The sequence below is a fragment of the Pseudomonadota bacterium genome (assembly GCA_034660915.1).
In the GTDB taxonomy this organism is placed as follows: Bacteria; Desulfobacterota; Anaeroferrophillalia; order Anaeroferrophillales; family Anaeroferrophillaceae; genus DQWO01.
This window is the reverse complement of record JAYEKE010000123.1, coordinates 1-25,033: the sequence shown is the minus strand read 5'-3', so window position 1 is coordinate 25,033 and position 25,033 is coordinate 1. Positions and strand designations below refer to the sequence as shown.

Here is a 25,033-nt window from a genome sequence, read left to right as displayed (position 1 = left end):
GTATTTTATAAAATTATCATCTAAGTTAAGCAATTAGCAGTTAGCTTTTAGCTGAGCAAAATTAACGTCTTGCGTTAATAATGCCGTAAATATTCGGTTTTGTTTGTAGATTGGCAAATTTTTCTTGTTTCTTACAGAGACATCGAGTCACAGAGGGCAAATGGCAGGTTTCTCAGTGGTTTTGTGAGCGCAGTGAGAGTTTTTATAATGCTTTTGCCTGCTTGTCGCGCTGGTTTGCACCTTTGCTTCGTCCTGCTTCGCACGGGGACAGAATTGAATTCTGTCCCCACATCGTTAAGCTAATATCTAACGGCTAAAAGCAAATAGCTTAATTTAGCCAAACTAAAGAGGTTGTGATTGACTGCTATTATTGAAGGGATGCTGAACGGCAATGTCAGATCGCTGGCGAAAGCGATTAGCATAGTTGAAAATGATCGTCCTGAAAAAAAAGAATTGCTCAAGGCAATTTTTCCCCGAACCGGCAACGCCTATCTGATTGGTATTACCGGGCCTCCCGGGGCCGGAAAGAGTACTCTGACTGATAAACTAATTGCCTTGTTGCGACAGCAGGGAAAGTCCGTTGGGATTATTGCTGTTGATCCATCCAGTCCTTTTTCCGGCGGCTCCATTCTTGGGGATCGCATCCGCATGCAGCAGCATGCATTGGATGAGGGAGTGTTTATTCGCAGCATGGCGACCCGCAGCCATCTGGGGGGGGTGGCCAAGGCCACTGTCGATGTTATTCACTTGCTTGATGCCGCCGGCAAGGATGTAATAATTGTTGAAACCGTAGGTGTTGGTCAGGATGAGGTCGATATTGTCAAAATTGCCCACACCACGGTTGTGGTGATGGTTCCCGGACTTGGGGATGCCGTTCAGATTGCCAAAGCCGGGGTGCTGGAAATAGCTGATGTTTTTGCGGTTAATAAGGCTGACCGGGAAGGGGCGGCAAAACTGGTAAACGAGCTCAGGGCGATGCTTGATATGTCTGCCGGTGATTGGAAGCCTGATATTTTTTCAACGGTGGCCAGGGATGATGTGGGGATTGCCGATTTGCTGGCAGGTATTTATCAGCATTGGGAGTATGTTCATGACAAAGCCCTGGATCAGGAGAAATTCAAAGCGAACGTCAGGCAGGAATTGTGTACTTATCTGATGGATGGGATTGTCGAGTTGGCAAATGCATATCCCGGCTTTGAACAACTGGTGCAAGTTATTTATCAGAAAGAGGTATCCCCGCTGGAAGGGGCTGAAAAATTGTTTAAAGAAATGGGCATCAAAAATAATTGGCTGACCATGGGAGGAGCTAATGCTGAAAAAAATTGATCATATTGGAATAGCCGTTCATGATCTTGATGAAACAGCAAAATTTTATCGTGATGTGTTGGGAATGGAATTACAGGGAGTTGATGAGGTTGAGAATCAAAAGGTCAAAGTTGCCTTTTTTAAAATCGGGGAAACGAATATTGAGTTGGTGATGCCCACCAGCGAGGATTCACCGGTGGCAAAATATCTGGGGAAAAAAGGTGAAGGTATTCACCATATCTGTTATGCTACTGATGATATTGAGGCGGAAATCCAAAATGTGAAGGCAGGTGGAGCCCGCATGATTGATGAATCTCCCCGACCGGGAGCCCACGGGACGAAGGTCGCGTTTATTCATCCCAAAAGTTCCAAAGGTGTTTTGACCGAGTTGTCACAAAAATAATGGCGATAAGTCGTATCCGTTTGAGAATCTGTAAATCGTAATATATAAATGTCACTTGACAAAGTTGATGACGTGGGGTATTTGTATACAATATGATGGTTTTCATGGTTCTTTCCCGTCCCGGAGTCGGATTCAATGCATAAATATCCGGAACCGCTGAAGAAGCTGGTGGAACAGTTGATGAAGTTGCCCGGGGTGGGACGAAAAACCGCTGACCGTCTGGCTTTTCACATCGTTCGTATGTCATCACCTGAGGCGATGCGTTTGTCGCAGGCTATCCATGAAGTTACCTCCCGCCTGCAATTATGCTCTAAATGTCAGAATTTAACCGAGGTTGATCCCTGTCCTTTATGTTCTGATTCTTCCAGGGATACTCAGCAGTTGTGTGTGGTTGAATTTCCTGCAGATGTCACAGCCATTGAAAAGTCAGGGGCGTTTAAAGGTCGTTATTTTGTTCTCCATGGCTCTGTTGCTCCGTTGCGGGGGGTTGGCCCTGAGGATTTACGTCTGGATCGATTGAAGGAACTGGTTGCCCGCCAACAGGTCCGGGAAGTAATTATTTCCACCAATTTGACTGTTGAGGGTAATGCGACAGCGGCGTATATCGCCGCACTGCTCAAGCCGCTTAATATCCATATAAGCCGGCCGGCGTGTGGTTTGCCGGTGGGGGCTGATTTTGAATATATGGATCCGGTAACCATTGAAAAATCGATTAATGGTCGATGTAAATTATAAGGATGGAATTGATTGTATCAGGAAAACTAATTACTGGTTCTGGATTTCGGGATGAAGGAGAATGTCCATGATAGAAGTCAGGATTCACGGAAGAGGCGGTCAAGGGGGAGTAACCTCCGCGGAAATGGTTGCCATAGCCGCCATAAATGAAGGGAAGTATGCCCAGGCATTTCCCAGCTTTGGACCGGAAAGGCGCGGCGCGCCGGTGATCGCCTTTGCCCGGGTCAGTGATATAAAGATTCGCAACCGGACAAAAGTCTATGCTCCGGATATTGTGGTGGTACTTGATCCGTCGGTGATGAGAATTGTGAACGTGGAAGAAGGCCTGAAGGAAAATGGGCTTCTGGTGATTAACAGCGGTAAATCCATTGACGAACTGCGTCAGGAGTTTGGTTTTAAAACTGCTATCGCCAAGGTGGACGCCAGTCAGATTGCCATGGAAGAGCTGGGGTTGCCGATTACCAACACCACCATGTTGGGGGCTTTGGTGAAAGGGAACGAAGTGATTTCGGTAGATTCCCTGGTTGCTCCGCTGGAAAATCGCTTTGGCCGTATTGCTGCCCGAAATATTAAGGCCATGAAGCGGGCATATAAAGAAACGGCAGTGGCGGGAAAGGAGTCATAACGATGGCTAAGAATTTTAGTGAGATGACCTGGAAAGAGTTCGATCTGGCTTTTATGGTTACCAATCCTGGTTGTTCGGCTGAGTACCGTACTGGTGATTGGCGGTCACAAAGGCCGGTTGCCGATAAAAGCAAATGTATAAAATGTGGGGTCTGTTACCTGTCTTGCCCGGATGATGCCATCAGGCTGGCCGCGGATGGCACTTATGACTTTGATTATGAGCACTGTAAAGGTTGTGGGATTTGTGCCACCGAGTGCTGGACTGGCTGCATCAGTATGGTAGAGGAGGAGAAGTGATGGCAAAAAAAATAGGGATAGAGGTCTCGCTGGCAATCAGTGAGGCGGTAAAACTGGCGGATGTTGATGCCATTGCTGCTTATCCGATCACGCCGCAGACCCATATAGTGGAGCATTTGTCAGAATTGGTGGCTGATGGTGAATTGAATGCTGAGTTTATTCCGGTTGAATCGGAACATTCGGCCATGAGTGTTTGTGCCGGAACTTCCGCCGCCGGTGCCCGTACTTATACGGCAACCAGCTCCCAGGGGTTGGCCCTGATGAACGAAATTCTTTTTATTATCCCGGCCTTGCGATTGCCGGTGGTCATGACCCTGGCCAATCGGTCGATGTCGGGACCGATCAGCATCTGGAATGATCATAGCGACCTGATGAGCGTCAGGGATACCGGCTGGATATCGATCTTTGCTGAAAATGGTCAGGAGGCCTTTGATCTGACCCTGCAGTCCTTTAAAATTGCCGAAGATCATCGGGTCATGCTGCCGATCAATGTTAATATCGATGGCTTTACCCTCAGCCACGTAATTGAGCCGCATGAGTTTCTCAGTCAGGAGGAGGTTGATAGTTTTCTGCCACCCTACGACCCACCTCTCCAGTTGAATCCTGATAAGCCGGTCAGCATGGGCATGGTGGGTATTCCAGAAATATACTTTGAGGCCAAGAAAGCCCAGGATGTGGCCCTGGTCGAGTCGAAGGCGGTAATCAAAGAGATCTTTCAGGAGTTTGGCGAAAAATTCGGCCGCACCTACAACGTTATTGAATCGTACCGCACTGAAGATGCCGAGACCCTGCTGCTGACCATGGGCAGCATTAGTGAAACCGCCATGGAAGCCATTGATATGATGAAAGATGAACAGGGTAAAAAGGTTGGTCTTCTCCGTTTGCGTCTTTGGCGGCCATTCCCGACGGATGAATTGCGGGAGCTGGTAAAAGGCATCAAAACCCTGGCGGTGATTGACCGGGCGGTATCTTTTGGTGGCACTGGTGCTCCGGTGGGCGGCGAGATTCGCTCTGCCCTTTATTCCACTGAGGACAGACCTTATGTTGCCAGTTTCATTGCCGGTCTTGGTGGTCGGGATGTGACTATCAAAGATTTTATGGATATGGTGACCCTGGCTGAAAAGATGGAAACTGAGCAGGAAGTTCACGAATATAAGATGATAGGAGTGAGGGAATAATGGATGCCTTAAATGTATATGCCGCCAAGCTGGCACCGCAGCAGGAATCCCTGGCCCCTGGACATCGGGCCTGTCAGGGTTGTGCTGAGCTTCTGGCTGTTCGCCTGGTAGCTAAAACCCTGGGTCATGATTTTATTATTGCCAATGCTACCGGTTGTCTGGAGATTGTTACTTCTTCATATCCCCATACAGCCTGGAAAGTTCCCTGGATCCACGTGGCCTTTGAAAATGCTGCCGCTGTCGCTTCCGGAGTGGAAGCCGGGATCAAAATTCTGAAGAAAAAGGGAAAGTATCCGGTAGACCGGGAGATCAAAATAGTTGCCCAGGCGGGTGACGGCGGAACCGTTGATATCGGCCTGCAGGCACTTTCCGGAGCCTTGGAGCGGGGCCATGATTTTACCTATATCTGCTATGATAATGAAGCCTACATGAATACCGGTATCCAGCGCTCAAGTTCCACTCCTTACGGGGCAGCAACGACAACATCCCCTGCCGGTAAAGAGAGTATTGGTCAGGTGACGATGAAAAAGAATGTAGTAGAAATTGCCGCTGCTCATAATATTCCTTACGTGGCGACGGCCAGTCCCAGCTACCCCTTTGACCTGATGGAAAAAGTGAGGAAAGCGGCAGATGCTAAGGGCCCGGCTTATATCCATGTGCTGGCACCTTGTCCTACCGGTTGGCGACTGGCTCCTAATTTGGCCTTATCCATCGGCCGCCTGGCAGTTGAAACTAAGGTGTTTCCCCTCTATGAGATTGTGGATGGTCAATATAAAATGACGGTTGAATATAAACACCACCGTCCGGTTATCGATTATCTTAAACCCCAGGGTCGTTTTCGGCATCTTCAGGAGTCAAACATTGAATTTATTCAGCAGTATGTTGATGCTTCATATGAGCAGCTGTTGAAAAAAATAAAAATGAGCGAGGGTTAGCCATGGAAACAAAAGTAAAGGATATTATTGCCAAGTATGGAGTAGACCCGGCCCAGATTATCGCTATGTTGCAGGATCTCCAGAGTGCCAAGCGCTATCTGCCGGAAGAAGATTTACGGGAATTGGCTGCAATACTGGGTATCCCTCTGGCTCACATCTACCGGATAGCGACGTTTTTTAAAGCTTTCAGCCTGGAACCGAAAGGCGAACATATTATTAACGTCTGTGTAGGGACGGCCTGTCATGTGCGCGGTGCCAGCCGGATTTTGGATGAGTTGGAGCGGCAGTTGGGGGTTGCCAGTGGTGGAACAACCTCTGATCAGAAGTTTTCTTTGGAGACGGTTAACTGTCTGGGGGCTTGTGCCCTTGGCCCGGTGGTTGTGGTTGACCAGGAGTACCATGGTGATATGACTCCTGGGCAGGTGGATAAATTGATGGAGAATTACCGTTAACGCTAATACCACCGTAGGGATGTCCCTCTGCGGCTACCCCGATAATGGGCAACCACAGGGGGTTGCCCCTACTGAAAAAGGATATTTCCCATGAAAAGAATACAATCAGCCTCAGAACTGGAAGCCTATCGCCAGGAATGTATGGCATCCCGGGATCCCCAGCGGACAGTGATTACCATTTGTGCCGGTACCGGCTGCCAGGCTCATGGATGTTCCAATGTGGTGGCTGCGATGCAGCAGGAACTGGATAAACAGGGTCTTGATCAGGTTGAAGTGAAAGCAACCGGCTGTCATGGTTTTTGCGAACGTGGTCCGCTGGTAGTTATTCATCCCCAGGGGGTGTTCTATAATAAAGTGAAGGTTGAGGATGTTCCTGACATTATTGCCAGGACTGTGAAGGAAGGAGAAGTAATTGAGTCGCTTCTCTATGCCCTGCCGGCTACCAAAGAACAGATATCCCTGGAGAAAGATGTCCCGTTTTATAAACTGCAGGAGCGGATTATTTTTGGCAGTAACGGCCTGATCGACCCCACAAGTATTGATGACTATCTGGCTATCGGCGGCTATCAGGCGCTTTCCAAAGCCTTGACCGGCATGACTACGGATGCGGTTCTGGATGAGGTGAAAATTTCAGGGCTGCGGGGCCGTGGTGGTGGCGGATTCCCCACCGGTCGTAAATGGGAATCCACCAGGGACGTTGATTCTGGGGTTAAATATGTGATTTGCAACGCCGACGAGGGTGACCCCGGGGCCTATATGGATCGCAGCCTGCTGGAAGGCAACCCCCACTCGGTTATTGAGGGTATGCTGCTTGGGGCCTATGCCGTTGGGGCCACGGAAGGCTATGTCTATGTACGTCACGAATATCCGCTGGCAGTTGCCAATTTAACCATGGCTCTTGAGGCTGCCCGGGAAATGGGCTTTTTGGGACAGAACATTCTAGGCAGTGGTTTTAATTTTGATATCAAGATCAGCCGCGGTGGCGGAGCCTTTGTCTGTGGAGAATCTAGTGCCCTGATTGCCTCCATTGAGGGGCAGGTGGGAGAGCCGCGGGCCAAGCATATTCACATGGCTGAAAGCGGCCTCTGGGGCAAGCCGACGGTATTGAACAATGTGGAAACCTGGGCCAATGTTCCGGTGATTATTGATAAAGGTGCCGAGTTGTTCCGAAGCATCGGCACCGAGGGCAGCCCCGGAACCAAGATCTTTTCTCTGGTGGGAAAGGTCAATAATACCGGCCTGGTTGAAGTCCCGATGGGTATCTCGCTGCGTGAAATTATTTTCGATATCGGTGGTGGTATTCCCGGTGGCCGTTCCTTTAAAGCTGTGCAGACCGGTGGGCCTTCCGGTGGCTGTATTCCGGAAGAACATCTTGACCTGCAGGTTGATTTTGATGAGCTTGACAAGGTTGGATCAATGATGGGCTCCGGTGGTATGATTGTCATGGATGACCGTACCTGCATGGTGGATGTGGCCAAATACTTTCTCAACTTTCTCAAGGGTGAATCCTGTGGTAAATGTACGACCTGTCGGGAAGGAATCTTAAGGATGTACGAGATTCTTGATAAAATTACCCGGGGTGAAGGAGAGCTTAGCGACCTTGATATGTTAGAGAAACTAGCATCGGTGGTTCAGGAAGCCTCCATGTGCGGGCTGGGAAAAACAGCTCCAAATCCGGTGTTGAGCACCCTGCGTTATTTCCGGGATGAATATCTTGCTCATATTAATGACAAAAAATGTCCGGCCGGAGTTTGTAAGGACTTGATTCACTTTGAAATTGATCCTGATGCCTGTACCGGTTGTCATAAGTGCGCCCGGGTATGCCCTGTTGACGCAGCTCACGGGAAGAAAAAAGAGCCTCACGAAATTGATCAGGAGAAATGTATTAAATGCGGTATGTGTTATGATGCCTGCAAATTTGACGCGGTGAAAATTATCTGATGAGTTTTGTATCCCATTCATAACAAAGGGGAATGACGATGGTAGAGATAACAATAAATGGAAAAAAGGTACAGGTGGAGGAAGGGACGACAATCCTGGAGGCCGCGAAGGCAAATCAGGTCAACATCCCCACTCTTTGTTACCATGAACTTCTTGAGCCCTATGGAGCATGTAGATTATGCCTGGTGGAGGTAGTGAAAAATGGACGTCGTTCACTGACTACCTCCTGCAACTATCCGGTGACCGCTCCTATAGAGGTGGAGACTGATACGGAAAAGGTCATAAACTCGAGGAAGATGGTTTTGGAATTGCTGTTGTCCCGTTGTAATACCTCCCCGAAGCTGAATCAGCTGGCGGCTGAATATGGCCTCAAGAAATCGCCTTTTGAGTTGCATTATGACGATTGTATCCTTTGTGGCTTATGTGAGCGTGTTTGTCGGGAGATTGTCGGTGCCAATGCCATTACTTTTGCCCAGCGTGGAACTGAACGGGTAGTGATTCCTCCCTTTGGTGAAGAGGCTGAATTTTGTATTGGTTGCGGCGCCTGTGTTTACGTCTGTCCTACCAATGCTATCCAGATTCAGGAAGATGGTGAGGAGAAGATCATCGACCGCTGGTCCCGGGTGTTGAAATTACGGACTTGTAGTGAGTGCGGGATGGAGTTCGCTCCGGATTTTCAACTGCGGTTTATCCAGAAGAAATATGATTTACCGGAAGATTTCTTTGATTTGTGTCGGGACTGCCGGGCGATGAAGAAATAGGTAGTTTGCCGGTTTCAGGGTTTGAGAAGGTGACTGTGATTCCTGCTGAGGGAATGATAGTCACCTTTTTTCATAATGAGACAACTTTCTGAGTTGCTATAAACAACTGGGCTTGTTGGTGTGAATGCAATATCCCAGGCTGTTCCGGCATGGCTCTCGCTCATTCTCGCAAATTGTCTCGATGTGGGGACAGAATTTAATTCTGTCCCCGTGCGCAGCAGGGCGAAGCAAAGGTGCAAAACCAGTGCGACAAACAGGGCGAAGCATTGAGTCCTTCATGGTTACATTAAGCTAAAATGACAAGAAAACAGGATTTGTATTATGGAAAAGAATTTCCTTCGCCACGACCAGCGAAAGGCTGAACAGTTGCGTCCGGTTAGTTTTTATCCCGGCTATTTAGATTACCCGGCAGGGTCTGTGTTGATTTCTATTGGTAATACCAGGGTGCTGTGTGCCGCAACCGTAGAGGAGTCTGTTCCCAGGTTTCTCAGAGGGAAGGGGGGCGGCTGGTTGACGGCGGAATACTCCCTGCTGCCCTGTTCGACCCATACCAGGAGCCAGCGGGAGGCGAGTCGGGGAAAACAGGGTGGAAGAACCATGGAGATTCAGCGCCTTATCGGTCGCAGTTTACGCTCGGTGGTTGACTTGAATGCTCTGGGTGAAAGAACTGTCTGGATTGACTGTGACGTTTTGCAGGCGGATGGGGGGACCAGAACGGCATCGATCACCGGGGCTTATGCCGCGTTGGGTCTGGCTCTGATAAAGCTGGATACCGAACATAAGATTTCCGGGGGACGAGCATTGACCGATACCCTGGCCGCAGTCAGCGTTGGCATGGTGGGGAACATGCCGGTTCTCGATCTTGATTATCGCGAAGATTCAACCGCTGAAGTTGATATGAATGTGGTGATGACCGGCAGAGGTGAATTTGTTGAACTCCAGGGGACTGCCGAAGGAACATCTTTTGGGATGGATCCCCTCCAGAAAATGCTGGCTCTGGCACAAGCCGGAATAAATGATTTAATCAAACAGATGGATGATGATGTGTTTGCCGGCCGTCTTCAATCGCTGGTGATGAACACTGATGAATAAAAGGATGCTACCGTAAAGAGATGATGCCCCGTGAAATTGTTGTTGCCACTGGAAACCTGGGGAAACTGCGGGAAATTCGCGACCTGCTGGCAGACTTGCCGATTAATTTAAAGTCGCTGGCAGATTTTACCGATGTTAAAATGCCGGCGGAAAATGGCGAGACATTTTCCGCCAACGCCAGACAAAAAGCCCTGTTTGTGGTTAAAAAAACCGGTAGCTGGGTGTTGGCTGACGATTCCGGGCTTGTCGTGCCCAGCCTGAACGGTGAGCCGGGTATTTATTCCGCCCGTTATGCCGGTGACGATGCTGATGACCGGGCAAATAATCTTCACCTGCTGGCAAAACTGCAGGATGTCTCTGTCGTCCGGCGACAGGCCTGGTTTGTCTGTGTCATGGTACTGGCAACACCAAGTGGTAAAATTCACCAGTTTGAAGGCCGTTGCGAGGGGCGAATAGCCGCAACAATGAAAGGGGATGAAGGTTTTGGTTATGATCCTCTATTCCTTCTGGCTCCGGATTACACTAAAACCATGGCTGAAATCAATCTGGCTGAAAAGCAGCGTATCAGTCACCGGGGAGAGGCTTTGCGCCAGCTGAAAGAGTGGCTGTTGGTTCAGAGGTGAATGGATCCGGAATTATAGCCAGTCAGGAGAGCCGATTAATATAGTGAGAAAAAAAGATTGACAAAACCAGCGTAAATAATTATATCGTTTATAAGATTAGTGAAATTTAACAACGGGATTGATTTTCCCTCCCCTTTTTACCAGCATAGTACTTACAATACCAGTAATCTGATTCCTTTCTTGTATGTTTCTATTAGGAAATAATAGAAAATTAGTTGCTACATATTGTGTGTTGGTTTTTATAGCTATATTCCTGTTCAGGTAATCAGATTCCTGAGAGGAAACCTCCCTTATTGACCAATATGATATATCAGGCCAAATCCTGTCGCTAAAAAAATATTTTCCTTAAAAAATGTTGCCGACTAGCCCCTGAACTGTTTCTGTATATATCTTTTAATTATTTGAGGACATATCGATGAATTTAAACGAACTGAAAAACAAGAAAATTTCTGACCTCACGGCGCTGGCTAAGGAATTGAAAGTCGAAGGTGCTGCCGGCATGAGGAAACAGGACCTGATTTTTGCTTTGTTGCAGGCCCACACCAATAAAAATGGTGAGATTCAGGGTTCAGGAGTGCTGGAAATTCTTCCTGACGGTTTTGGTTTTTTGCGGGCTCCGGATTATAATTATATTTCGGGGCCGGATGATATTTATGTTTCGCCTTCCCAGATCCGCCGGTTTAATTTACGTACCGGCGATACCGTTTCCGGGCAGATCCGCTCACCAAAGGAAAGTGAGCGTTATTTTGCCCTTTTGAAGGTCCAAGCTGTCAATCATGAAGACCCCGAAAGTGCCAGGGATAAAATTTTATTTGATAACCTGACTCCCCTCTTCCCTGATGAACACTTCGTCATGGAACGGGAACATGATAACTATGCCATGAGGATCATGGATCTGATAACTCCCATAGGCAAAGGTCAGCGTGGTCTGATTGTAGCCCCGCCCCGGACGGGTAAGACCGTACTGCTAAAAAATATTGCCAATAGTCTGACGGCCAATCATCCCGAGATTACCCTGATTGTCCTGCTCATTGATGAACGGCCGGAAGAGGTGACCGATATGCAGAGATCGGTAGACGGCGAGGTGATTTCTTCCACCTTTGACGAGCCTGCCCAGCGACATGTGCAGGTGGCGGAAATGGTCATTGAAAAGGCCAAAAGACTGGTTGAACATAAACATGATGTGGTTATTCTGCTGGACAGCATTACCCGCTTGGCCCGGGCATATAACACCGTAGTTCCTCCCAGTGGCAAGGTGCTTTCCGGCGGGGTTGATTCCAATGCCCTGCATAAACCCAAGCGCTTTTTCGGGGCGGCCAGAAATATTGAGGAAGGTGGTTCCCTGACCATCATTTCCACCGCCTTGATTGAAACCGGAAGCCGGATGGATGATGTTATTTTTGAAGAATTTAAAGGGACGGGAAACATGGAGCTCCACCTTGACCGGAAACTGGCGGATAAACGAACTTTTCCGGCCATTGATATTGCGCGATCAGGAACCAGGAGGGAAGACCTGCTGATGAGTAAACGTGACCTGCAACTGGTATGGATATTACGAAAATTTCTCCAGCCCATGGGAATAGTGGAAAGCATGGAATTCCTGTTGGAAAAAATGGAAGGCACAAAAAATAATGCCGAATTTCTCGATTCCATGAACAGTTAGAGCTTTGGCAGCTTATGGAAATAACTTTCATTGGAGTAAAAGAAAAAAATAATTGACAAAAACAGCCGCTTCCGGCTAACTATCTGTTTTGATTTGCCACATTAAATGTCAGCGCTAGAAAAATGCGCTATACAGGAGGTTAAAGTATTTTTATGAAAAAAGATATCCATCCTAAGTATGATGCCTGCAAAGTAACCTGTGCCTGTGGGAACAGTTTTGACACCCGGGCAACTATCCCGGAGATAAAAGTTGAGATTTGTTCCGAGTGTCATCCTTTTTATACCGGCAAACAGAAATTACTTGATACAGCCGGCCGTATAGAGAAATTCCGCCGGAAATACAGCAAGCCGGGAAATTAGTTTTTGCAGGCTACTGTTCTTGCGCATACGGCTGAGCCGGTAAAAGTGGTGGCGATGGCTGCCCGTTTGTGTTATTCACCCCTGGATATTGAGAATCTGTGGTGCAGTGACATTGCTGAAGATCAGCAGTTGATTGAAAAAGTTTTGGCGTTGGGACACGAGTCGGTACTGGAGCACGCTTCATTCTCTCTTGGTATTGAAGGGGTTTCACGGGTACTCAGCCACCAGCTGGTCCGCCATCGACTGGCTTCCTTTTCTCAGCAAAGCCAGCGATATGTCAGCTTTGACAAAGGTTTTTCTTATCAAGTTCCACCTTCTATCCTGAAAGATGAGTCTTTGCGCCAGGAATATGATAGAATGATGGAACAATCAGCAGAGTTTTATCGCCACCTGCGCGAACGGAAGATTCCGGCTGAGGATGCGAGGTTTGTTCTTCCCAATGCTGCTGATACCCGATTGGTAATGAGCATGAATGCCCGGGAATTACGTCATTTTTTTCGGCTTCGTTGTTGCCGGCGGGCCCAGTGGGAAATTAGAGTGCTGGCCACTGAAATATTACGTCAACTGAGGAAAATTGCCTTGCCGCTTTTTCATGATGCCGGTCCAGCCTGTCTTTCCGGACCCTGCCCGGAAGGGCCGATGAGTTGTGGGGAGGCGAAGGCCGTGAGGCGGGAATTTGCTGAATTGGAGTAGACTGTCCGGCGAAACTTTCACCTGTTGGTGATGGTGAAAAATGAAACAGATATGTAAAGGTTGCAGGCAGGGTCCATGAGTACCCTGTCTTTTGTTTTTTTTGGTGATAATTTCGTAACTATTCAGCAGGGTTGTCTTTACCTGCAGGGGACAGATTTTATTTTTTCTTTTTCGGGGACAGAATGATTTTCACCGAATAATATCGATCTTTAATTGATTTTAGTACCATCTCAAAATGAAAAAATTTAATCTGTCTCCCGGTTTTCGTGAAAAAAATTCAGTCCCCTGCGGAATCAAGCTGCTAGCTGGCTAAAGCTGAATAGTTACATAATTTCCAAAGGTCGTGATTATGTTTTCCAAGCTAGGTGAAGTGGAAGAAAAATTTATTGATTTGGAACGGGAAATGATGCAGCCGGAGATTGCCTCTGATCCCAAGCGATTTCAAGCTACAGCGAAAGCAGCCGCGGAATTGCGCCCTTTAGTAACCAGCTATCGTGAATACAAACAGATTGAAGTAGAGCTGATGGAAAATCAGGAGGTCATCCAGGGCGATGATGAAGAATTGAAATCCCTGGCCCAGGAAGAACTTCCGGATTTGCTGGAAAAAAAAGAATTGCTGGTGGACAGGTTGCGCCGACTTCTGTTGCCGAAAGACCCCAATGATGAAAAAAATGTGGTCCTGGAAATCCGCGCCGGAACCGGCGGGGATGAAGCCGCCCTCTTTGCTGCTGATCTGTTTCGAATGTACAGTCGCTATGCCGATCAGCGTCGATGGAAGCTTGAAATTTTAAGTCAGAGTATGATCGGGGTTGGCGGCTTCAAGGAAATTATTGCCCTGGTTCAGGGGCAGGGGGTTTATAGTCAACTGAAATTTGAAAGTGGCGTCCACCGGGTTCAAAGAGTTCCTACCACCGAATCCCAGGGGCGAATACATACGTCTGCAGTGACTGTGGCGATTTTACCGGAAGTGGATGATGTGGAACTGGAAATTAATCCAGGTGATCTGCGCATTGATGTTTACCGGGCTTCCGGACCCGGTGGGCAAAGTGTTAATACCACTGACTCGGCGGTGCGGATAACCCATGTTCCCACAGGGCTGGTGGTTTCCTGCCAGGATGAGAAATCTCAGCATAAAAACAAGGCTAAAGGCATGCAGATTCTTAAGGCCAGATTGTTTGACCTGAAACAGCAGGAACAGCATGATCAGATTTCCGCTGATAGGCGTCAACAGGTGGGTTCCGGGGATCGCAGTGAACGGATCCGAACCTATAATTTCCCCCAGGGGAGGATCACAGACCATCGTATCGGTCTGACTTTACATAAGCTTGAGCAGGTGATGGCTGGTGATCTTGATGAGATCATTTCAGCCCTGATAACCTTTTATCAGGCGGAGGCGTTGAAGGCCGGGCAGGAATGAGCGAGAACTGGACGGTGATAAAATTGCTGGACTGGGCTTCACCCTATCTGGAGAAGTACGGCATAACCACTCCGAGACTGGATGCTGAGCTGCTGTTGGCCAGGGTGTTGTCCTGTGATCGGATAGATTTATATTTGAATTATGACCAGCCAACTTCAGCAACGGAACGGGCAGTTTTTAAAAAGTTACTTATCAGGCGGCGGGAGCGGGAGCCCATTGCCTATATCCTCGGAGAAAAGGAGTTCTGGTCTTTACCCTTCAGGGTGAATTCCAAAGTGCTGATCCCGCGCCCCGAAACGGAACATCTGGTTGAGGCCGCCATTACAATTATCAATCAGTACTATCCAGCTGGCGGAACCGTGGTTGATTTAGGTGCTGGCAGCGGTAATATTTTATTGTCCATTGCTCACCATTTTCAGGCCCATGCCGGCTTAAACTGGTTGGGATTTGATCTGAGCCCCAAGGCGGTGGAAGTGGCCAGCAAAAATGCCCGGCGGTTGAAATTGGAACGGGTTGCATTTTCAGTAGCTGATTTGGCTGAAGTACGGCCCGATCCGGGACAGAATTGGGATATCATTCTCAGCAATCCGCCCTATATCCCGACTGCAGAGCTGAAAAAACTGGCAGGGGAAGTGAGGCGGGAGCCTCAGCGGGCTCTGGATGGTGGTCCTGATGGGTTGGATTATTATCGGATATTGAGTCAAAGAATTTCTTCGTTATTGCCTGATGGCGGTTTTTTGATAGTGGAAGTGGGGGATGGCCAGGCGGGAAAAGTAAAGGCACTGTTGGTTGAGCAAAACCCTCATAGTTTAGATACGGTTTTGGATCTTCAGGGAATAGAAAGGGTAGTTGTCGGACAATGGATAAAATCGTAGTCAGAGGTGGCCATCGGCTGACTGGAGAAGTGGAAGTCAGCGGGGCTAAAAATGCTGCCTTGCCTATTCTTGCTTCCAGCCTTCTGGTTTCCGGGGGTCGCAACAGGTTCAGCAATGTTCCCCGTCTGCGGGATATCTCAACCATCTGTACCTTGCTTTCAACTATGGGGGCAAAAGTGTATGCCCATGAAGAGGTGGTCGAAATTGATGCTTCCGGAGTTTCAACCCTGGAAGCTTCATATGATTTAGTGAAAACCATGCGGGCATCAATTCTGGTTCTTGGTCCTTTGTTGGCCCGTTTCGGGGAGGCTTCTGTTTCATTGCCGGGTGGTTGTGCCATTGGTGCCCGACCGGTCAACCTGCATATCAGCGCGCTGGAAATGATGGGAGCCGAAATAAGGGTTGAACATGGATATATTCATGGCCAGGCCCAGCGGCTGCATGGTGCTGATATTACCTTTGATCTGCCGACAGTTACCGGAACGGAAAATTTGATGATGGCTGCCGCCCTGGCCCGGGGGGCGACAGTATTGAGAAATGCTGCCCGGGAGCCGGAAGTGTGTGATCTGGCGATCTGCCTGCGCCGGATGGGCGCCAGAATTATGGGTGATGGAACGGCAACCATCACCATTGAGGGGGTGGACAAACTCCATCCGGTGGAGTATGAAATTATGCCGGACCGCATCGAAGCAGCGACTTTGATGTCAGCCTGTGGGGTGACAAATGGTGATTTTCTGATTAAAAACTGTCCTCTTGCCAAAATGACGGCGGAGGTTGGTAAATTACAGGAAGCCGGATTGGCGATCAGTTCAGTGGACAAAAATGGAGAACCGGGTCATAATGGTGTTGATGTCCGAGTTGTAAGCCAGCGATCTTTTACCGGTGTTGATGTGAAGACCATGCCCTATCCCGGCTTTGCCACTGATATGCAAGCCCAGTTTATGGTGCTCATGTGTTTGGCCCGGGGAACCAGTGTGATCACGGAAACTGTTTTTGAGAATCGTTTTATGCATGTTTTTGAATTGCAGCGTATGGGTGCTGATATCGAAGTCGAGGGACGTAGTGCCATTATAAAAGGGCCTGGAAAGCTTTCTGGTGCTCCGGTTATGGCCTCCGACCTTCGGGCCAGCGCCAGCCTGGTGCTGGCAGGCCTGGCAGCAGAAGGAGAAACTATCATCTCCCGGGTTTATCATCTGGACCGGGGATATTACCAGTTTGAAAAAAAACTGCAGGCCCTTGGTGCTCATGTTCGGAGGGAAACGGTAAAGGCTAAAGGCAATCGTGGGGACACCATCAAAACAGGACAGCAAATCCGGGAGATATCCCCAAAATAAAAGCGATTTTTCAATCGGTCATTAAAGTTAAAATGGTGTCCCCGACGATTTAAAGGTTAAAGATTCAAGATTCAAGGTGTTTTCACCCTATACCATAAACCGTACACCGTTAAAATAGACAGGAGGGGAAATGCCGGTTACCATTTATGATAGTTCTGTCAGCGATTTTCAGCCTTTTTTCAGGAAATTCTGTGAGCGGAATCCTGAACTGACCCGGGAAGCTGAGCAGATAGTCAGAGAGATTGTTGATCGGGTTCGGAGAGAAGGTGATGCGGCCTTGTTTCATTATAGCCGAACTTTTGATGACCTGGATTTGGCTGAAGTTTCTCTGGAGGTGTCTGCTGACGAGTTGAATCGTGCCCTGGAATCGTTACCGGCGGCTGAACTTGCCAATCTTAAACTTGCCATTAAGCGGGTTACTAACTACCATCAGCGTCAATTGCGCCAGTCCTGGTTTGAAGACCATGAACCCGGGGTGCTGCTGGGGCAGAAAGTAACACCTCTTGACAAGGTAGGGGTCTATGTCCCGGGGGGCAAAGCCTCCTATCCTTCATCGGTGATTATGAATGTTCTGCCGGCCCGGGTGGCCGGGGTATCCGAGGTGATTATGGTATCACCGGCAGCCAAAGGTTATAATCCGGCGGTTCTGGCAGCGGCAAAGTTATGTGGGGTTGACCGGGTATTTCGCCTTGGTGGGGCGCAGGCTGTTGCCGCCCTGGCCTACGGGACCGAAACCGTGCCGGCGGTGGATAAAATCGTTGGTCCGGGAAATATTTATGTTGCCCAGGCCAAACGCCAGGTTTTCGGCCGGGTAGGCATTGATATGGTTGCCGGTCCCAGTGAAATTCTGGTGCTGGCTGACCATTCCGCCAATCCCGAATGGGTGGCGGCTGATATGCTTTCCCAGGCGGAACACGATGAATTGGCCGTAGCGGTTGTAATGACACCGGAACGTGGATTGGCGGAAGCGGTGCGACAGCAGTTAATTCTACAGCTTGAAGGCCTGGAACGAAAGGAAATCGCCCGGCAGTCTCTGCACTTACAAGGGGCCATTATTGTTACCCGATCTCTGGATGAGGCGTTATCTCTGGCCAATATTTTTGCCGCGGAACATCTGGAACTGGCAGTGGCGGAGCCATTGGCAGCTCTCAGCTCAATCAGGCATGCCGGGGCAATCTTTTTAGGTCATTATACCCCGGAAGCATTGGGAGATTATCTGGCCGGGCCGAACCATGTTCTGCCCACTGGCGGCACCGCCCGGTTTTCATCGCCACTTGGTGTGGATGATTTTCTGAAACGTTCCAGTATTCTGTCATTTACTGAGAGTTCGTTGGCAAAATATGCTCTACCGGTACAGGAACTGGCCGGCATGGAGGGGCTGGAGGCCCACGGGCTGGCAGTAAAACGGCGAGTAGAAAAATAGGAAACATAGGGAACGTACATTCCTTTATCCGTATTCTTATCTTCGATTTGAGCTGAAAGGATAGTATAATGGAGAAAACACAGCGACAGGGGAAGGTGCAGCGGCAGACGGCAGAAACCAATATTAATCTGGACCTTCAGCTGGATGGTCGGGGGTCGGCATCAATAGCAACCGGAATTCCATTCATGGATCATATGTTGACGCTGTTTGCCCGGCACAGCCGCAGTGATATGGCGGTATCTGCCCAGGGTGATCTGGAGGTTGATTACCACCATACGGTTGAAGACCTGGGTATTTGTTTGGGGCAGGCCCTGGTTTCAGCATTGGGTGATGGTGGTGGTATAGCCCGCTACGGTCAGGCCACTATTCCCATGGATGAAGCCTTGTGTTCGGTGGCGGTCGATATCTCCAGGCGTCCTCAACTGACCTATAATGTTCCGCTGATGGTGGAAAAGGTGGGAGTGATGGATACCGAATTGATGGAAGAGTTTTTTCGGGCTTTTTCCAGTCATGGAGGGATGACGCTGCACATTAATCTGCATTATGGCAAGAATCAGCATCACATCTTTGAGTCGGTTTTTAAGGCCCTGGCCCATGCTTTAAGGCGGGCCTGGACACCTGATGCCGGTCTTGCCGGCCAGCCTCTAAGCACCAAAGGGATGTTATGAGATGATTGCAATCATTGATTATGGCATGGGTAACCTGCGCAGTGTTCAGAAGGCGGTTGAGAAGGTGGGTTTTACCGCCGAGGTTACCCGTTCCGGGTCTAAGATTGCTGATGCTGATGGTGTCATCCTTCCCGGGGTGGGTGCTTTCAAGAATTGTATGGAAAACCTGGATCATTATAAGCTTATCCAGCCGGTTCTGCAGACAATCTCTGCGGGAAAGCCATTTTTAGGTATCTGTTTAGGCCTGCAGGTGCTTTTTACTGAAAGCCAGGAGTTTGGGCACTTCCCCGGTATGGATGTAATCAAGGGGTCGGTTGTTCCTTTCTCTCATCGTTTGCCGGATCCTGATGATGAGAAAAGTTTTTTGAAAATTCCCCATATGGGTTGGAATATCATCCATAAAAATGGTTCGCTGCCATTGCTGGAAAATATTGCCGCTGAATCCTATTTTTATTTCGTTCATTCCTACCACGTGGTTCCTGAAGATCCGGCAGTTATTGCCACGACCACTGATTACGGGATTGATTTTGTTTCATCCATTTGTCGGGATAATATTTTTGCCACCCAGTTTCACCCTGAAAAAAGCCAGCTTCAGGGGCTTGAAATCCTCAAGACTTTTGGCAAAATGGTGGAGACATCATGATTGCAAAGAAAATTTTTATTTGGAGGGCTAAGAGACGCTTATGAATGTGAAAACCGGGAAATTGTTTTATGGTTGTTTTTGCCTGTTTGTTTGTGGACTGATGTTTTGCTTGCCCTCTTGTGCCACCAAGGGCATGCTCATTTCTCCATCCCAGGATAAGGTGCCAGCGTATGGAAGTGTTGCCGTGTTGCCTTTTCACCTGGCTGGAGGAAATGGCAATATCCAAACCATGACCAGCTGCCAGCTAGCCAAAGAGCAGATAAAATGTGAACAGGTTGCCAGCCAAATCGGTCTGCAGACCGCAACCTCCATGGCCAGGGAGATTGCCATATATGGATTGCATCGGGTTGTTGAGCCTCGGGAGGCACTGGCAATTATTCCCAATTTAGGTCTGGTTCCGGTTGGAAATATTGGCCAAAAGCTTAAGGTTGATATGCTGATTTTTGGTACCGTTACCCGCTATCTTGAGCGGGTGGGAGGGCCATATGGGGTTACCAGGCCGGCTTCGGTTGCTTTTGAAGTGGTTATGGTTGATGTCCGTTCGGGAAAAAAGGTCTGGGCAGGTAAGTTTGCCCATACCCAGAAGGGCTTAAGTGAAGATTTGACCAATTTGGGCTCCTTCCTTCGTGGCGGTGGCAAGTGGCTGACGGTCAGGGAGTTGGCTGATGTCGGGATCGCCAGGCTGGTCCGGCAGCTTCCCGGCTTGCAAGGGAAGGAGATTCACTGAAATGCTGATTATTCCGGCCATCGACTTGAAAGATGGCAACTGTGTTCGTCTGCGCCAGGGACGGATGGAAGATGACACCTTGTTTTCCACCGATCCGCTGCAAATGGCTCGCCGCTGGCAGCAGGAAGGGGCCAGGTATCTGCACCTGGTTGATTTGAATGGCGCCTTTGCCGGTTCTCCGGTGAACCGTGAAGCGATAATCACTATTGTCAAATCCCTGGATATCCCCTGCCAGCTTGGAGGCGGAATTCGTTCCCTGGAAACCATTGAAGACTACCTCAACTTGGGACTTGATCGGGTTATATTGGGGACCGTGGCCGTTGAACAGGAAGAGCTGGTTGCCGAAGCAGCTCGCCGTTTTCCCGGGCGTATCTGTGTAGGCATTGATGCCCGCCAGGGCAAGGTATCCACCCGGGGCTGGGCGGAGGAAACGGAACTGGAAGCCTTGGATCTGGCGCTTAAAATGCAGGATTTGGGGGTGGCGGCAATCATTTATACGGATATTATGCGTGATGGTATGCAGACCGGGGTTAATCTTGAAGATACCGGCAGGTTGGCAGAATCCCTGGAAATTCCGGTTATTGCCTCCGGGGGGATTGCCTCCCTGGATGACCTTAAACAACTGTTGACCATCGAAAGCAAAGGGGTGGCTGCGGCCATCACTGGTCGGGCGCTTTATGAAGGGACGCTTGATTTAAGGGCAGCCATGAAGTTGGTTGATGATGTATGATCAGGTGGGCTATTAATTCTATGGATTTTTTACAGGATTGAGCGGATGTTGGCAAAAAGGATTATCCCCTGTCTTGATGTGAAGGACGGCCGGGTGGTTAAAGGCATTAATTTTGTTGGCCTGCGGGATGCCGGTGATCCGGTGGAAGTGGCTGCGGCTTACGATATCCAGGGAGCTGATGAAGTTACTTTCCTCGATATTACCGCTTCCAGTGATCAGCGGAATATCATTATAGATGTGGTAAAAAGGACGGCTGAGCAGGTTTTTATCCCCCTGACAGTTGGTGGGGGTATCCGGACGCTGAAAGATATCCGGGATTTGTTAAAAGCCGGGGCGGATAAGGTATCCATCAATACAGGGGCGGTTAAAAATCCCAGCTTTGTTCAGGAAGCATCACGCCGTTTCGGCAGCCAATGTATCGTGGTTGCCATTGATGCCAAGTCCCGGCTTGGAGGTGGCTGGGAAGTGTATATCTATGGTGGCCGTGAACCCACTGGAATTGATGCGGTTGCCTGGGCGCGAAAGATGGAAGAATATGGAGCCGGTGAAATCCTGCTGACCAGCATGAACCGGGATGGCACCAAGGATGGTTATGACCTGTCGTTGACCAGAACCATTGTTGACGCGGTGGACCTCCCAGTGATTGCTTCCGGTGGCGTGGGCAAGCTTGAACATCTCTATGATGGGTTTGCTAAAGCTAATGTCAGTGCCGCCCTGGCAGCTTCTATATTTCATTATCGCGAATATACTATTGGTGAGGCAAAAGAATATTTACGCGGCCGTGGTGTCCGGGTCAGGGATGAAAAAGGATAAAGGATAAAGGCAAAAGGATTAAGGTTGCCGGGATTAGGGACATTATTGAGTTGTTGCTGCAGGCAATTGAGTGTCAAAAGTGTTAACAGCTAACAGCTTAATTCAAGTATTGATAGACGAGGTGAAAAAAATGAATCTGAAAGAACGGCTTACTGAAGAAATGAAAACCGCTGCCAGGGCAAAGGATAAACTAAAGCTTTCTACCATTCGTATGGTCAGGTCTGAGATAAAGAATCAGGAAATTTCCCGCCGCCATGAGTTGGGTGACGATGAGATACTGAAATTGCTGGGAACTATGGTTAAACAGCGGAAAGATTCCATCAGCCAGTTTAAAAAAGGCGGCCGCGAAGATCTGGCTGCCAAGGAGGAGCAGGAACTGGAAATCCTGGGAGTGTATCTCCCGGAGCAGATGGCCGCCACTGAAATTGAATCGATTGTAAAAACGGTTATTGCCGAGACCGGTGCCGCCGGCAAAAAAGATATGGGCAAAGTGATGCAGGCGGTAATGGCTCGGGTCGCCGGCCGTGCGGATGGCAAAGAAATCAATCGCATGGTTTCCTCATTACTTTCCTGAGTCATGGAAGCCCATGCTGTCCGGGTATTGGAATTTCCTCGGCTGGCCGAACGGGTTGCCCGGCATGCCCGGACCAGGGACGGCCAGGCTGCAGTCCGTCAGCTTTCCCCCTCCCCCCCAGCTGTTTTCCCTGAGTTGCCGGCTAGATTAAGCCAAGTCACCCAGTTTATGGAATTGGTGCCCGAACATGGTTCCGTACCGCTGGCTGGAGTGCAGAACCTGGCTGCGGACCTTGAACTCATCCGGATTGAAGAAACCTATCTCCTGTCCCCGGCATTGATCTCTATTGCCGAAACCTTCCGTTGTCTGGAAAAAATCATTAGCTTTGCTACGGCCATGGATGAGCGATTTTCTTCCTTAAATATCTTATTTGAGGGAATCAGATCGTTCAGACCCTTAACGGAATTGATTGAGAGTTGTTTTGATGAGCGGGAGGAAATGAAGGATTCGGCCAGCTTTGCTTTGGCGGAAATCCGCCAGCAAATCAAAAGTAGCCGCCGGAAGCTTAATTCTATCCTTGAAGCGCATCTGCAGAATCCTGCTTACCAGCCTATTATTCAGGATCACTTGATTGTCCAGCGTAACAACCGTTATGTGATCCCGGTCAAATTAAATTTTCGCAGCTTCTTTTCTGGCATCATCCACGATCAGTCCCGGACCCAAATGACATTTTTTGTTGAGCCGGTGGAAACTATCGGTCTCAACAACAGCCTGGGGATTTTGCAGCAGGAAGAGCAGGAAGAGGAAATCAGGATTCTCAAAATGATTGCCGGTCACCTGCGGGCTGAGACCGGGGAGATTGTTAAGGTGCTGGGTCGGGTTTTTCTTCTGGATCAGATTCAGGCAAAAGCCCTTTATGGACTCGAGATTGGGGGCTCAGCGCCTGATCTATTAACCGAATGGCCTGCAGGATTTTCCCTGAAACAGGCCAGACACCCATTGCTTCTGGCTGACAAAGGCTTGAAAACTGTAGTGCCGGTTGATATTGATTTTGAATCCGGTATCCAGGGGCTGGTGGTTTCCGGAGCCAATGCCGGAGGGAAAACCGTGGCCCTCAAAACCCTGGGGCTGGTCAGTCTTATGGCCCGCTGCGGTTTGCCGTTGCCGGTAGCGGCTGAAAGCAGCATCCCATTGTTCAGTGAGGTCCTGGCCGATATTGGTGACGAACAGAGTATCAGTGAGGATGTCAGCACCTTTTCCGGCCATTTACATCATATTGATACCATCCTTCGTCGTTGTGATACCCGGTCTCTGGTTTTATTTGATGAGCTTGGTGCCGGCACTGATCCTCAGGAAGGTGCGGCCCTGGCCATGGCGGTAATGGATGAGTTGCATGAGCGTCAAGCCGCTTTTCTGGTTACCACCCATTATAATAACGTCAAAGCCTATGCTTACGAACGGCCATGGGTTGAAAGCGTGGCGGTTTCATTTGACGCGGACTCATTGCAGCCATTGTACCGCTTGCAGTATGGGGTTCCCGGCCTGAGTAATGCCCTCCAGGTTGCCCGACTGCTGAAATTTAAGGATTCTGTCATTGCCAGGGCCCGCAGTTATCTTGATCGGGACCATGATCAGGTGGTGATGATGGCGGAAAAACTGGAAAAACGCCTGGCTCAGGTGCATGATAAAGAGTTAGAATTGTTCAAATTGAAGCAGGAGGCTTTTCATTTACGGGAGCAATGCCGAAAAGAGCGGGAAAAGCTCTTGGAACAGCAGGAAAACCTGCGCCGGACTGCCAGCCGGCAGCTGGCCGAGATTGTCAGTAAAGCGGAAGCTGAATTTAAGGATATGTTGGCCATGTTGGAGAAAAAGCAGCAGGAGATGGATGCTGTCCCCCTTGCAATAATAAAAACCGGAGAATACCGCCATGAGTTTGGTGAAATAAAGCGGAAGGTGGGCAAATTGCTGCCTCCGGTGCCGGAGCGTCCACAAAAATCCATTGATTCAGGGGATCTTTCAGTTGGTGATCGGGTGACCCTGGACGGCAGCCGTCAAGTTGTTGAAGTAGAAGCCATTGACCGGCAAAAACAATTGGTTTCTCTCTGTATGTCAGGGAATCTGCGGGTCAGTATGCCGATGGATAAAATTACTTCGATCCTCAGCAAAGGGGATAATAAAAAGCCGGAGATGGTTACGGTAAGTATGCCCCCCGCTGGAGGCTCGCCGCTGCCCACACTTAATCTGATTGGTAAAAGGGTGGATGAAGCCAAAGAAGAGCTGGAAGCCTATCTGGATCAGGCAATGATGGCCGGGATGGAAAAAGTCGAAATTATTCATGGTTTTGGAACCGGTCGACTTCGAAAGGGAATCCATGAATTTCTGCGGCAACTGTCATACATCTCAGACTATTATCACCCTTCTGCTGACCAGGGGGGGCAGGCGGTGACCGTGGTGATGCTGGGATCGCAATCAAATCAGTAAAAAATCTTGACTTTCCTGTTTCTTTTATCTATAAGAATTACCTGTTTCACCTATTCCTCGGTAGCTCAACCGGCAGAGCGGGTGGCTGTTAACCACTAGGTCGTAGGTTCGAATCCTACCCGAGGAGCCAGACTATTAAGGCCATTTCTTGTAAGAGAAATGGCCTTTTGCTTTTGTAACATGGCCACTAAATAACGGCACGATATAAAGATAATCGCAGATAATGTTAAGTTTGAGGATGCGAAGTTTTACTTTAGATTTGCAGTGGCAAGCTAAACGATTTAATCAGCACCGCTGTTTTTTGAACGCTCTGGATTTGTTTGTTCGGTTTTACCATCATTTTTATT

The 25,033-nt window shown here is 49.0% G+C and carries 26 protein-coding genes and 1 tRNA gene; all 27 read left to right on the top strand.

Annotation, left to right across the window (positions count from 1 at the left end; genetic code table 11):
• The first annotated feature begins 357 nt into the window (after positions 1-357).
• Entirely contained in the window at positions 358-1,326 is a 969-nt protein-coding gene (meaB, locus tag U9P07_07610; protein ID MEA2109269.1) for a methylmalonyl Co-A mutase-associated GTPase MeaB, read from the top strand.
• Positions 1,310-1,708, top strand: a complete 399-nt coding sequence (gene mce, locus U9P07_07605; GenBank protein ID MEA2109268.1) for a methylmalonyl-CoA epimerase — start codon at positions 1,310-1,312, stop codon at positions 1,706-1,708. Before meaB ends, mce begins: the two co-directional genes overlap by 17 nt.
• Positions 1,709-1,843: 135 nt before the next feature.
• Positions 1,844-2,443, top strand: a complete 600-nt coding sequence (gene recR / locus U9P07_07600; protein MEA2109267.1) for a recombination mediator RecR — start codon at positions 1,844-1,846, stop codon at positions 2,441-2,443.
• A 67-nt stretch (positions 2,444-2,510) separates the two neighbouring features.
• Entirely contained in the window at positions 2,511-3,068 is a 558-nt protein-coding gene (locus U9P07_07595) for a 2-oxoacid:acceptor oxidoreductase family protein (GenBank protein MEA2109266.1), read from the top strand.
• Between the two features lie 2 nt (positions 3,069-3,070).
• Entirely contained in the window at positions 3,071-3,364 is a 294-nt protein-coding gene (locus tag U9P07_07590; protein ID MEA2109265.1) for a 4Fe-4S binding protein, read from the top strand.
• Positions 3,364-4,542, top strand: coding sequence for a transketolase C-terminal domain-containing protein (locus U9P07_07585; protein MEA2109264.1), 1,179 nt, complete (start codon positions 3,364-3,366; stop codon positions 4,540-4,542). The genes U9P07_07590 and U9P07_07585 overlap by 1 nt, the downstream gene beginning before the upstream one ends.
• Positions 4,542-5,477, top strand: coding sequence for a pyruvate synthase subunit PorB (porB, locus tag U9P07_07580; protein ID MEA2109263.1), 936 nt, complete (start codon positions 4,542-4,544; stop codon positions 5,475-5,477). The genes U9P07_07585 and porB overlap by 1 nt, the downstream gene beginning before the upstream one ends.
• Positions 5,478-5,479: 2 nt before the next feature.
• Positions 5,480-5,929, top strand: coding sequence for an NADH-quinone oxidoreductase subunit NuoE (nuoE, locus tag U9P07_07575; protein MEA2109262.1), 450 nt, complete (start codon positions 5,480-5,482; stop codon positions 5,927-5,929).
• 90 nt (positions 5,930-6,019) lie between these two features.
• Positions 6,020-7,870 (top strand): NADH-quinone oxidoreductase subunit NuoF, encoded by a 1,851-nt coding sequence (locus U9P07_07570; protein ID MEA2109261.1) that lies wholly within the window; start codon positions 6,020-6,022, stop codon positions 7,868-7,870.
• Between the two features lie 38 nt (positions 7,871-7,908).
• Positions 7,909-8,631, top strand: a complete 723-nt coding sequence (locus U9P07_07565) for a 2Fe-2S iron-sulfur cluster-binding protein (GenBank protein MEA2109260.1) — start codon at positions 7,909-7,911, stop codon at positions 8,629-8,631.
• A gap of 321 nt (positions 8,632-8,952) precedes the next feature.
• Positions 8,953-9,723, top strand: coding sequence for a ribonuclease PH (gene rph / locus U9P07_07560; GenBank protein MEA2109259.1), 771 nt, complete (start codon positions 8,953-8,955; stop codon positions 9,721-9,723).
• Between the two features lie 20 nt (positions 9,724-9,743).
• Entirely contained in the window at positions 9,744-10,346 is a 603-nt protein-coding gene (locus tag U9P07_07555; GenBank protein MEA2109258.1) for an XTP/dITP diphosphatase, read from the top strand.
• Between the two features lie 415 nt (positions 10,347-10,761).
• A complete protein-coding gene (gene rho, locus U9P07_07550) occupies positions 10,762-12,009 on the top strand; it encodes a transcription termination factor Rho (protein ID MEA2109257.1) in 1,248 nt (415 codons plus the stop codon).
• 152 nt (positions 12,010-12,161) lie between these two features.
• Positions 12,162-12,368 (top strand): 50S ribosomal protein L31, encoded by a 207-nt coding sequence (gene rpmE / locus U9P07_07545; protein ID MEA2109256.1) that lies wholly within the window; start codon positions 12,162-12,164, stop codon positions 12,366-12,368.
• Positions 12,369-12,371: 3 nt separating this feature from the next.
• Entirely contained in the window at positions 12,372-13,061 is a 690-nt protein-coding gene (gene thyX, locus U9P07_07540) for an FAD-dependent thymidylate synthase (protein MEA2109255.1), read from the top strand.
• Positions 13,062-13,410: 349 nt separating this feature from the next.
• A complete protein-coding gene (gene prfA / locus U9P07_07535; protein MEA2109254.1) occupies positions 13,411-14,478 on the top strand; it encodes a peptide chain release factor 1 in 1,068 nt (355 codons plus the stop codon).
• The gene (gene prmC / locus U9P07_07530; GenBank protein MEA2109253.1) at positions 14,475-15,353 is read left to right on the top strand and encodes a peptide chain release factor N(5)-glutamine methyltransferase; all 879 of its coding nucleotides are present in this window, start codon (positions 14,475-14,477) and stop codon (positions 15,351-15,353) included. Before prfA ends, prmC begins: the two co-directional genes overlap by 4 nt.
• Positions 15,338-16,687, top strand: coding sequence for a UDP-N-acetylglucosamine 1-carboxyvinyltransferase (gene murA / locus U9P07_07525; protein MEA2109252.1), 1,350 nt, complete (start codon positions 15,338-15,340; stop codon positions 16,685-16,687). Before prmC ends, murA begins: the two co-directional genes overlap by 16 nt.
• A gap of 130 nt (positions 16,688-16,817) precedes the next feature.
• Positions 16,818-18,110 carry a histidinol dehydrogenase gene (hisD, locus tag U9P07_07520; GenBank protein ID MEA2109251.1) on the top strand — a complete coding sequence of 431 codons (1,293 nt, stop codon included), beginning with the start codon at positions 16,818-16,820 and terminating at the stop codon, positions 18,108-18,110.
• 68 nt (positions 18,111-18,178) lie between these two features.
• The gene (hisB, locus tag U9P07_07515) at positions 18,179-18,778 is read left to right on the top strand and encodes an imidazoleglycerol-phosphate dehydratase HisB (GenBank protein MEA2109250.1); all 600 of its coding nucleotides are present in this window, start codon (positions 18,179-18,181) and stop codon (positions 18,776-18,778) included.
• A 1-nt stretch (position 18,779) separates the two neighbouring features.
• Positions 18,780-19,421 (top strand): imidazole glycerol phosphate synthase subunit HisH, encoded by a 642-nt coding sequence (gene hisH / locus U9P07_07510; protein ID MEA2109249.1) that lies wholly within the window; start codon positions 18,780-18,782, stop codon positions 19,419-19,421.
• 40 nt (positions 19,422-19,461) lie between these two features.
• Positions 19,462-20,148: a hypothetical protein gene (locus U9P07_07505; protein MEA2109248.1), complete on the top strand. Its 687-nt coding sequence runs from the start codon at positions 19,462-19,464 to the stop codon at positions 20,146-20,148.
• 1 nt (position 20,149) lies between these two features.
• Positions 20,150-20,878, top strand: coding sequence for a 1-(5-phosphoribosyl)-5-[(5-phosphoribosylamino)methylideneamino]imidazole-4-carboxamide isomerase (gene hisA / locus U9P07_07500; protein MEA2109247.1), 729 nt, complete (start codon positions 20,150-20,152; stop codon positions 20,876-20,878).
• A gap of 45 nt (positions 20,879-20,923) precedes the next feature.
• Complete coding sequence (gene hisF, locus U9P07_07495; GenBank protein MEA2109246.1) at positions 20,924-21,691, top strand: imidazole glycerol phosphate synthase subunit HisF; 768 nt, start codon at positions 20,924-20,926, stop codon at positions 21,689-21,691.
• Between the two features lie 130 nt (positions 21,692-21,821).
• Entirely contained in the window at positions 21,822-22,265 is a 444-nt protein-coding gene (locus tag U9P07_07490) for a GatB/YqeY domain-containing protein (protein ID MEA2109245.1), read from the top strand.
• Between the two features lie 3 nt (positions 22,266-22,268).
• Positions 22,269-24,686: an endonuclease MutS2 gene (locus U9P07_07485; protein MEA2109244.1), complete on the top strand. Its 2,418-nt coding sequence runs from the start codon at positions 22,269-22,271 to the stop codon at positions 24,684-24,686.
• A 54-nt stretch (positions 24,687-24,740) separates the two neighbouring features.
• A tRNA-Asn gene (locus U9P07_07480) sits at positions 24,741-24,816 on the top strand.
• Positions 24,817-25,033: the final 217 nt, after the last annotated feature.

Bases quoted from the DNA above. Each gene is read 5' to 3' on its own strand.
- rho (MEA2109257.1), top strand. From the start codon at position 10,762: ATGAATTTAAACGAACTGAAAAACAAGAAAATTTCTGACCTCACGGCG.
- rpmE (MEA2109256.1), top strand. From the start codon at position 12,162: ATGAAAAAAGATATCCATCCTAAGTATGATGCCTGCAAAGTAACCTGT.
- murA (MEA2109252.1), top strand. From the start codon at position 15,338: ATGGATAAAATCGTAGTCAGAGGTGGCCATCGGCTGACTGGAGAAGTG.
- U9P07_07595 (MEA2109266.1), top strand. From the start codon at position 2,511: ATGATAGAAGTCAGGATTCACGGAAGAGGCGGTCAAGGGGGAGTAACC.
- U9P07_07565 (MEA2109260.1), top strand. From the start codon at position 7,909: ATGGTAGAGATAACAATAAATGGAAAAAAGGTACAGGTGGAGGAAGGG.
- U9P07_07570 (MEA2109261.1), top strand. From the start codon at position 6,020: ATGAAAAGAATACAATCAGCCTCAGAACTGGAAGCCTATCGCCAGGAA.
- hisA (MEA2109247.1), top strand. From the start codon at position 20,150: ATGCTGATTATTCCGGCCATCGACTTGAAAGATGGCAACTGTGTTCGT.
- recR (MEA2109267.1), top strand. From the start codon at position 1,844: ATGCATAAATATCCGGAACCGCTGAAGAAGCTGGTGGAACAGTTGATG.
- hisD (MEA2109251.1), top strand. From the start codon at position 16,818: ATGCCGGTTACCATTTATGATAGTTCTGTCAGCGATTTTCAGCCTTTT.
- U9P07_07490 (MEA2109245.1), top strand. From the start codon at position 21,822: ATGAATCTGAAAGAACGGCTTACTGAAGAAATGAAAACCGCTGCCAGG.
- U9P07_07585 (MEA2109264.1), top strand. From the start codon at position 3,364: ATGGCAAAAAAAATAGGGATAGAGGTCTCGCTGGCAATCAGTGAGGCG.
- U9P07_07485 (MEA2109244.1), top strand. From the start codon at position 22,269: ATGGAAGCCCATGCTGTCCGGGTATTGGAATTTCCTCGGCTGGCCGAA.
- hisB (MEA2109250.1), top strand. From the start codon at position 18,179: ATGGAGAAAACACAGCGACAGGGGAAGGTGCAGCGGCAGACGGCAGAA.
- prmC (MEA2109253.1), top strand. From the start codon at position 14,475: ATGAGCGAGAACTGGACGGTGATAAAATTGCTGGACTGGGCTTCACCC.
- U9P07_07555 (MEA2109258.1), top strand. From the start codon at position 9,744: ATGATGCCCCGTGAAATTGTTGTTGCCACTGGAAACCTGGGGAAACTG.
- rph (MEA2109259.1), top strand. From the start codon at position 8,953: ATGGAAAAGAATTTCCTTCGCCACGACCAGCGAAAGGCTGAACAGTTG.
- nuoE (MEA2109262.1), top strand. From the start codon at position 5,480: ATGGAAACAAAAGTAAAGGATATTATTGCCAAGTATGGAGTAGACCCG.
- hisF (MEA2109246.1), top strand. From the start codon at position 20,924: ATGTTGGCAAAAAGGATTATCCCCTGTCTTGATGTGAAGGACGGCCGG.
- porB (MEA2109263.1), top strand. From the start codon at position 4,542: ATGGATGCCTTAAATGTATATGCCGCCAAGCTGGCACCGCAGCAGGAA.
- hisH (MEA2109249.1), top strand. From the start codon at position 18,780: ATGATTGCAATCATTGATTATGGCATGGGTAACCTGCGCAGTGTTCAG.
- prfA (MEA2109254.1), top strand. From the start codon at position 13,411: ATGTTTTCCAAGCTAGGTGAAGTGGAAGAAAAATTTATTGATTTGGAA.
- mce (MEA2109268.1), top strand. From the start codon at position 1,310: ATGCTGAAAAAAATTGATCATATTGGAATAGCCGTTCATGATCTTGAT.
- U9P07_07505 (MEA2109248.1), top strand. From the start codon at position 19,462: ATGAATGTGAAAACCGGGAAATTGTTTTATGGTTGTTTTTGCCTGTTT.
- U9P07_07590 (MEA2109265.1), top strand. From the start codon at position 3,071: ATGGCTAAGAATTTTAGTGAGATGACCTGGAAAGAGTTCGATCTGGCT.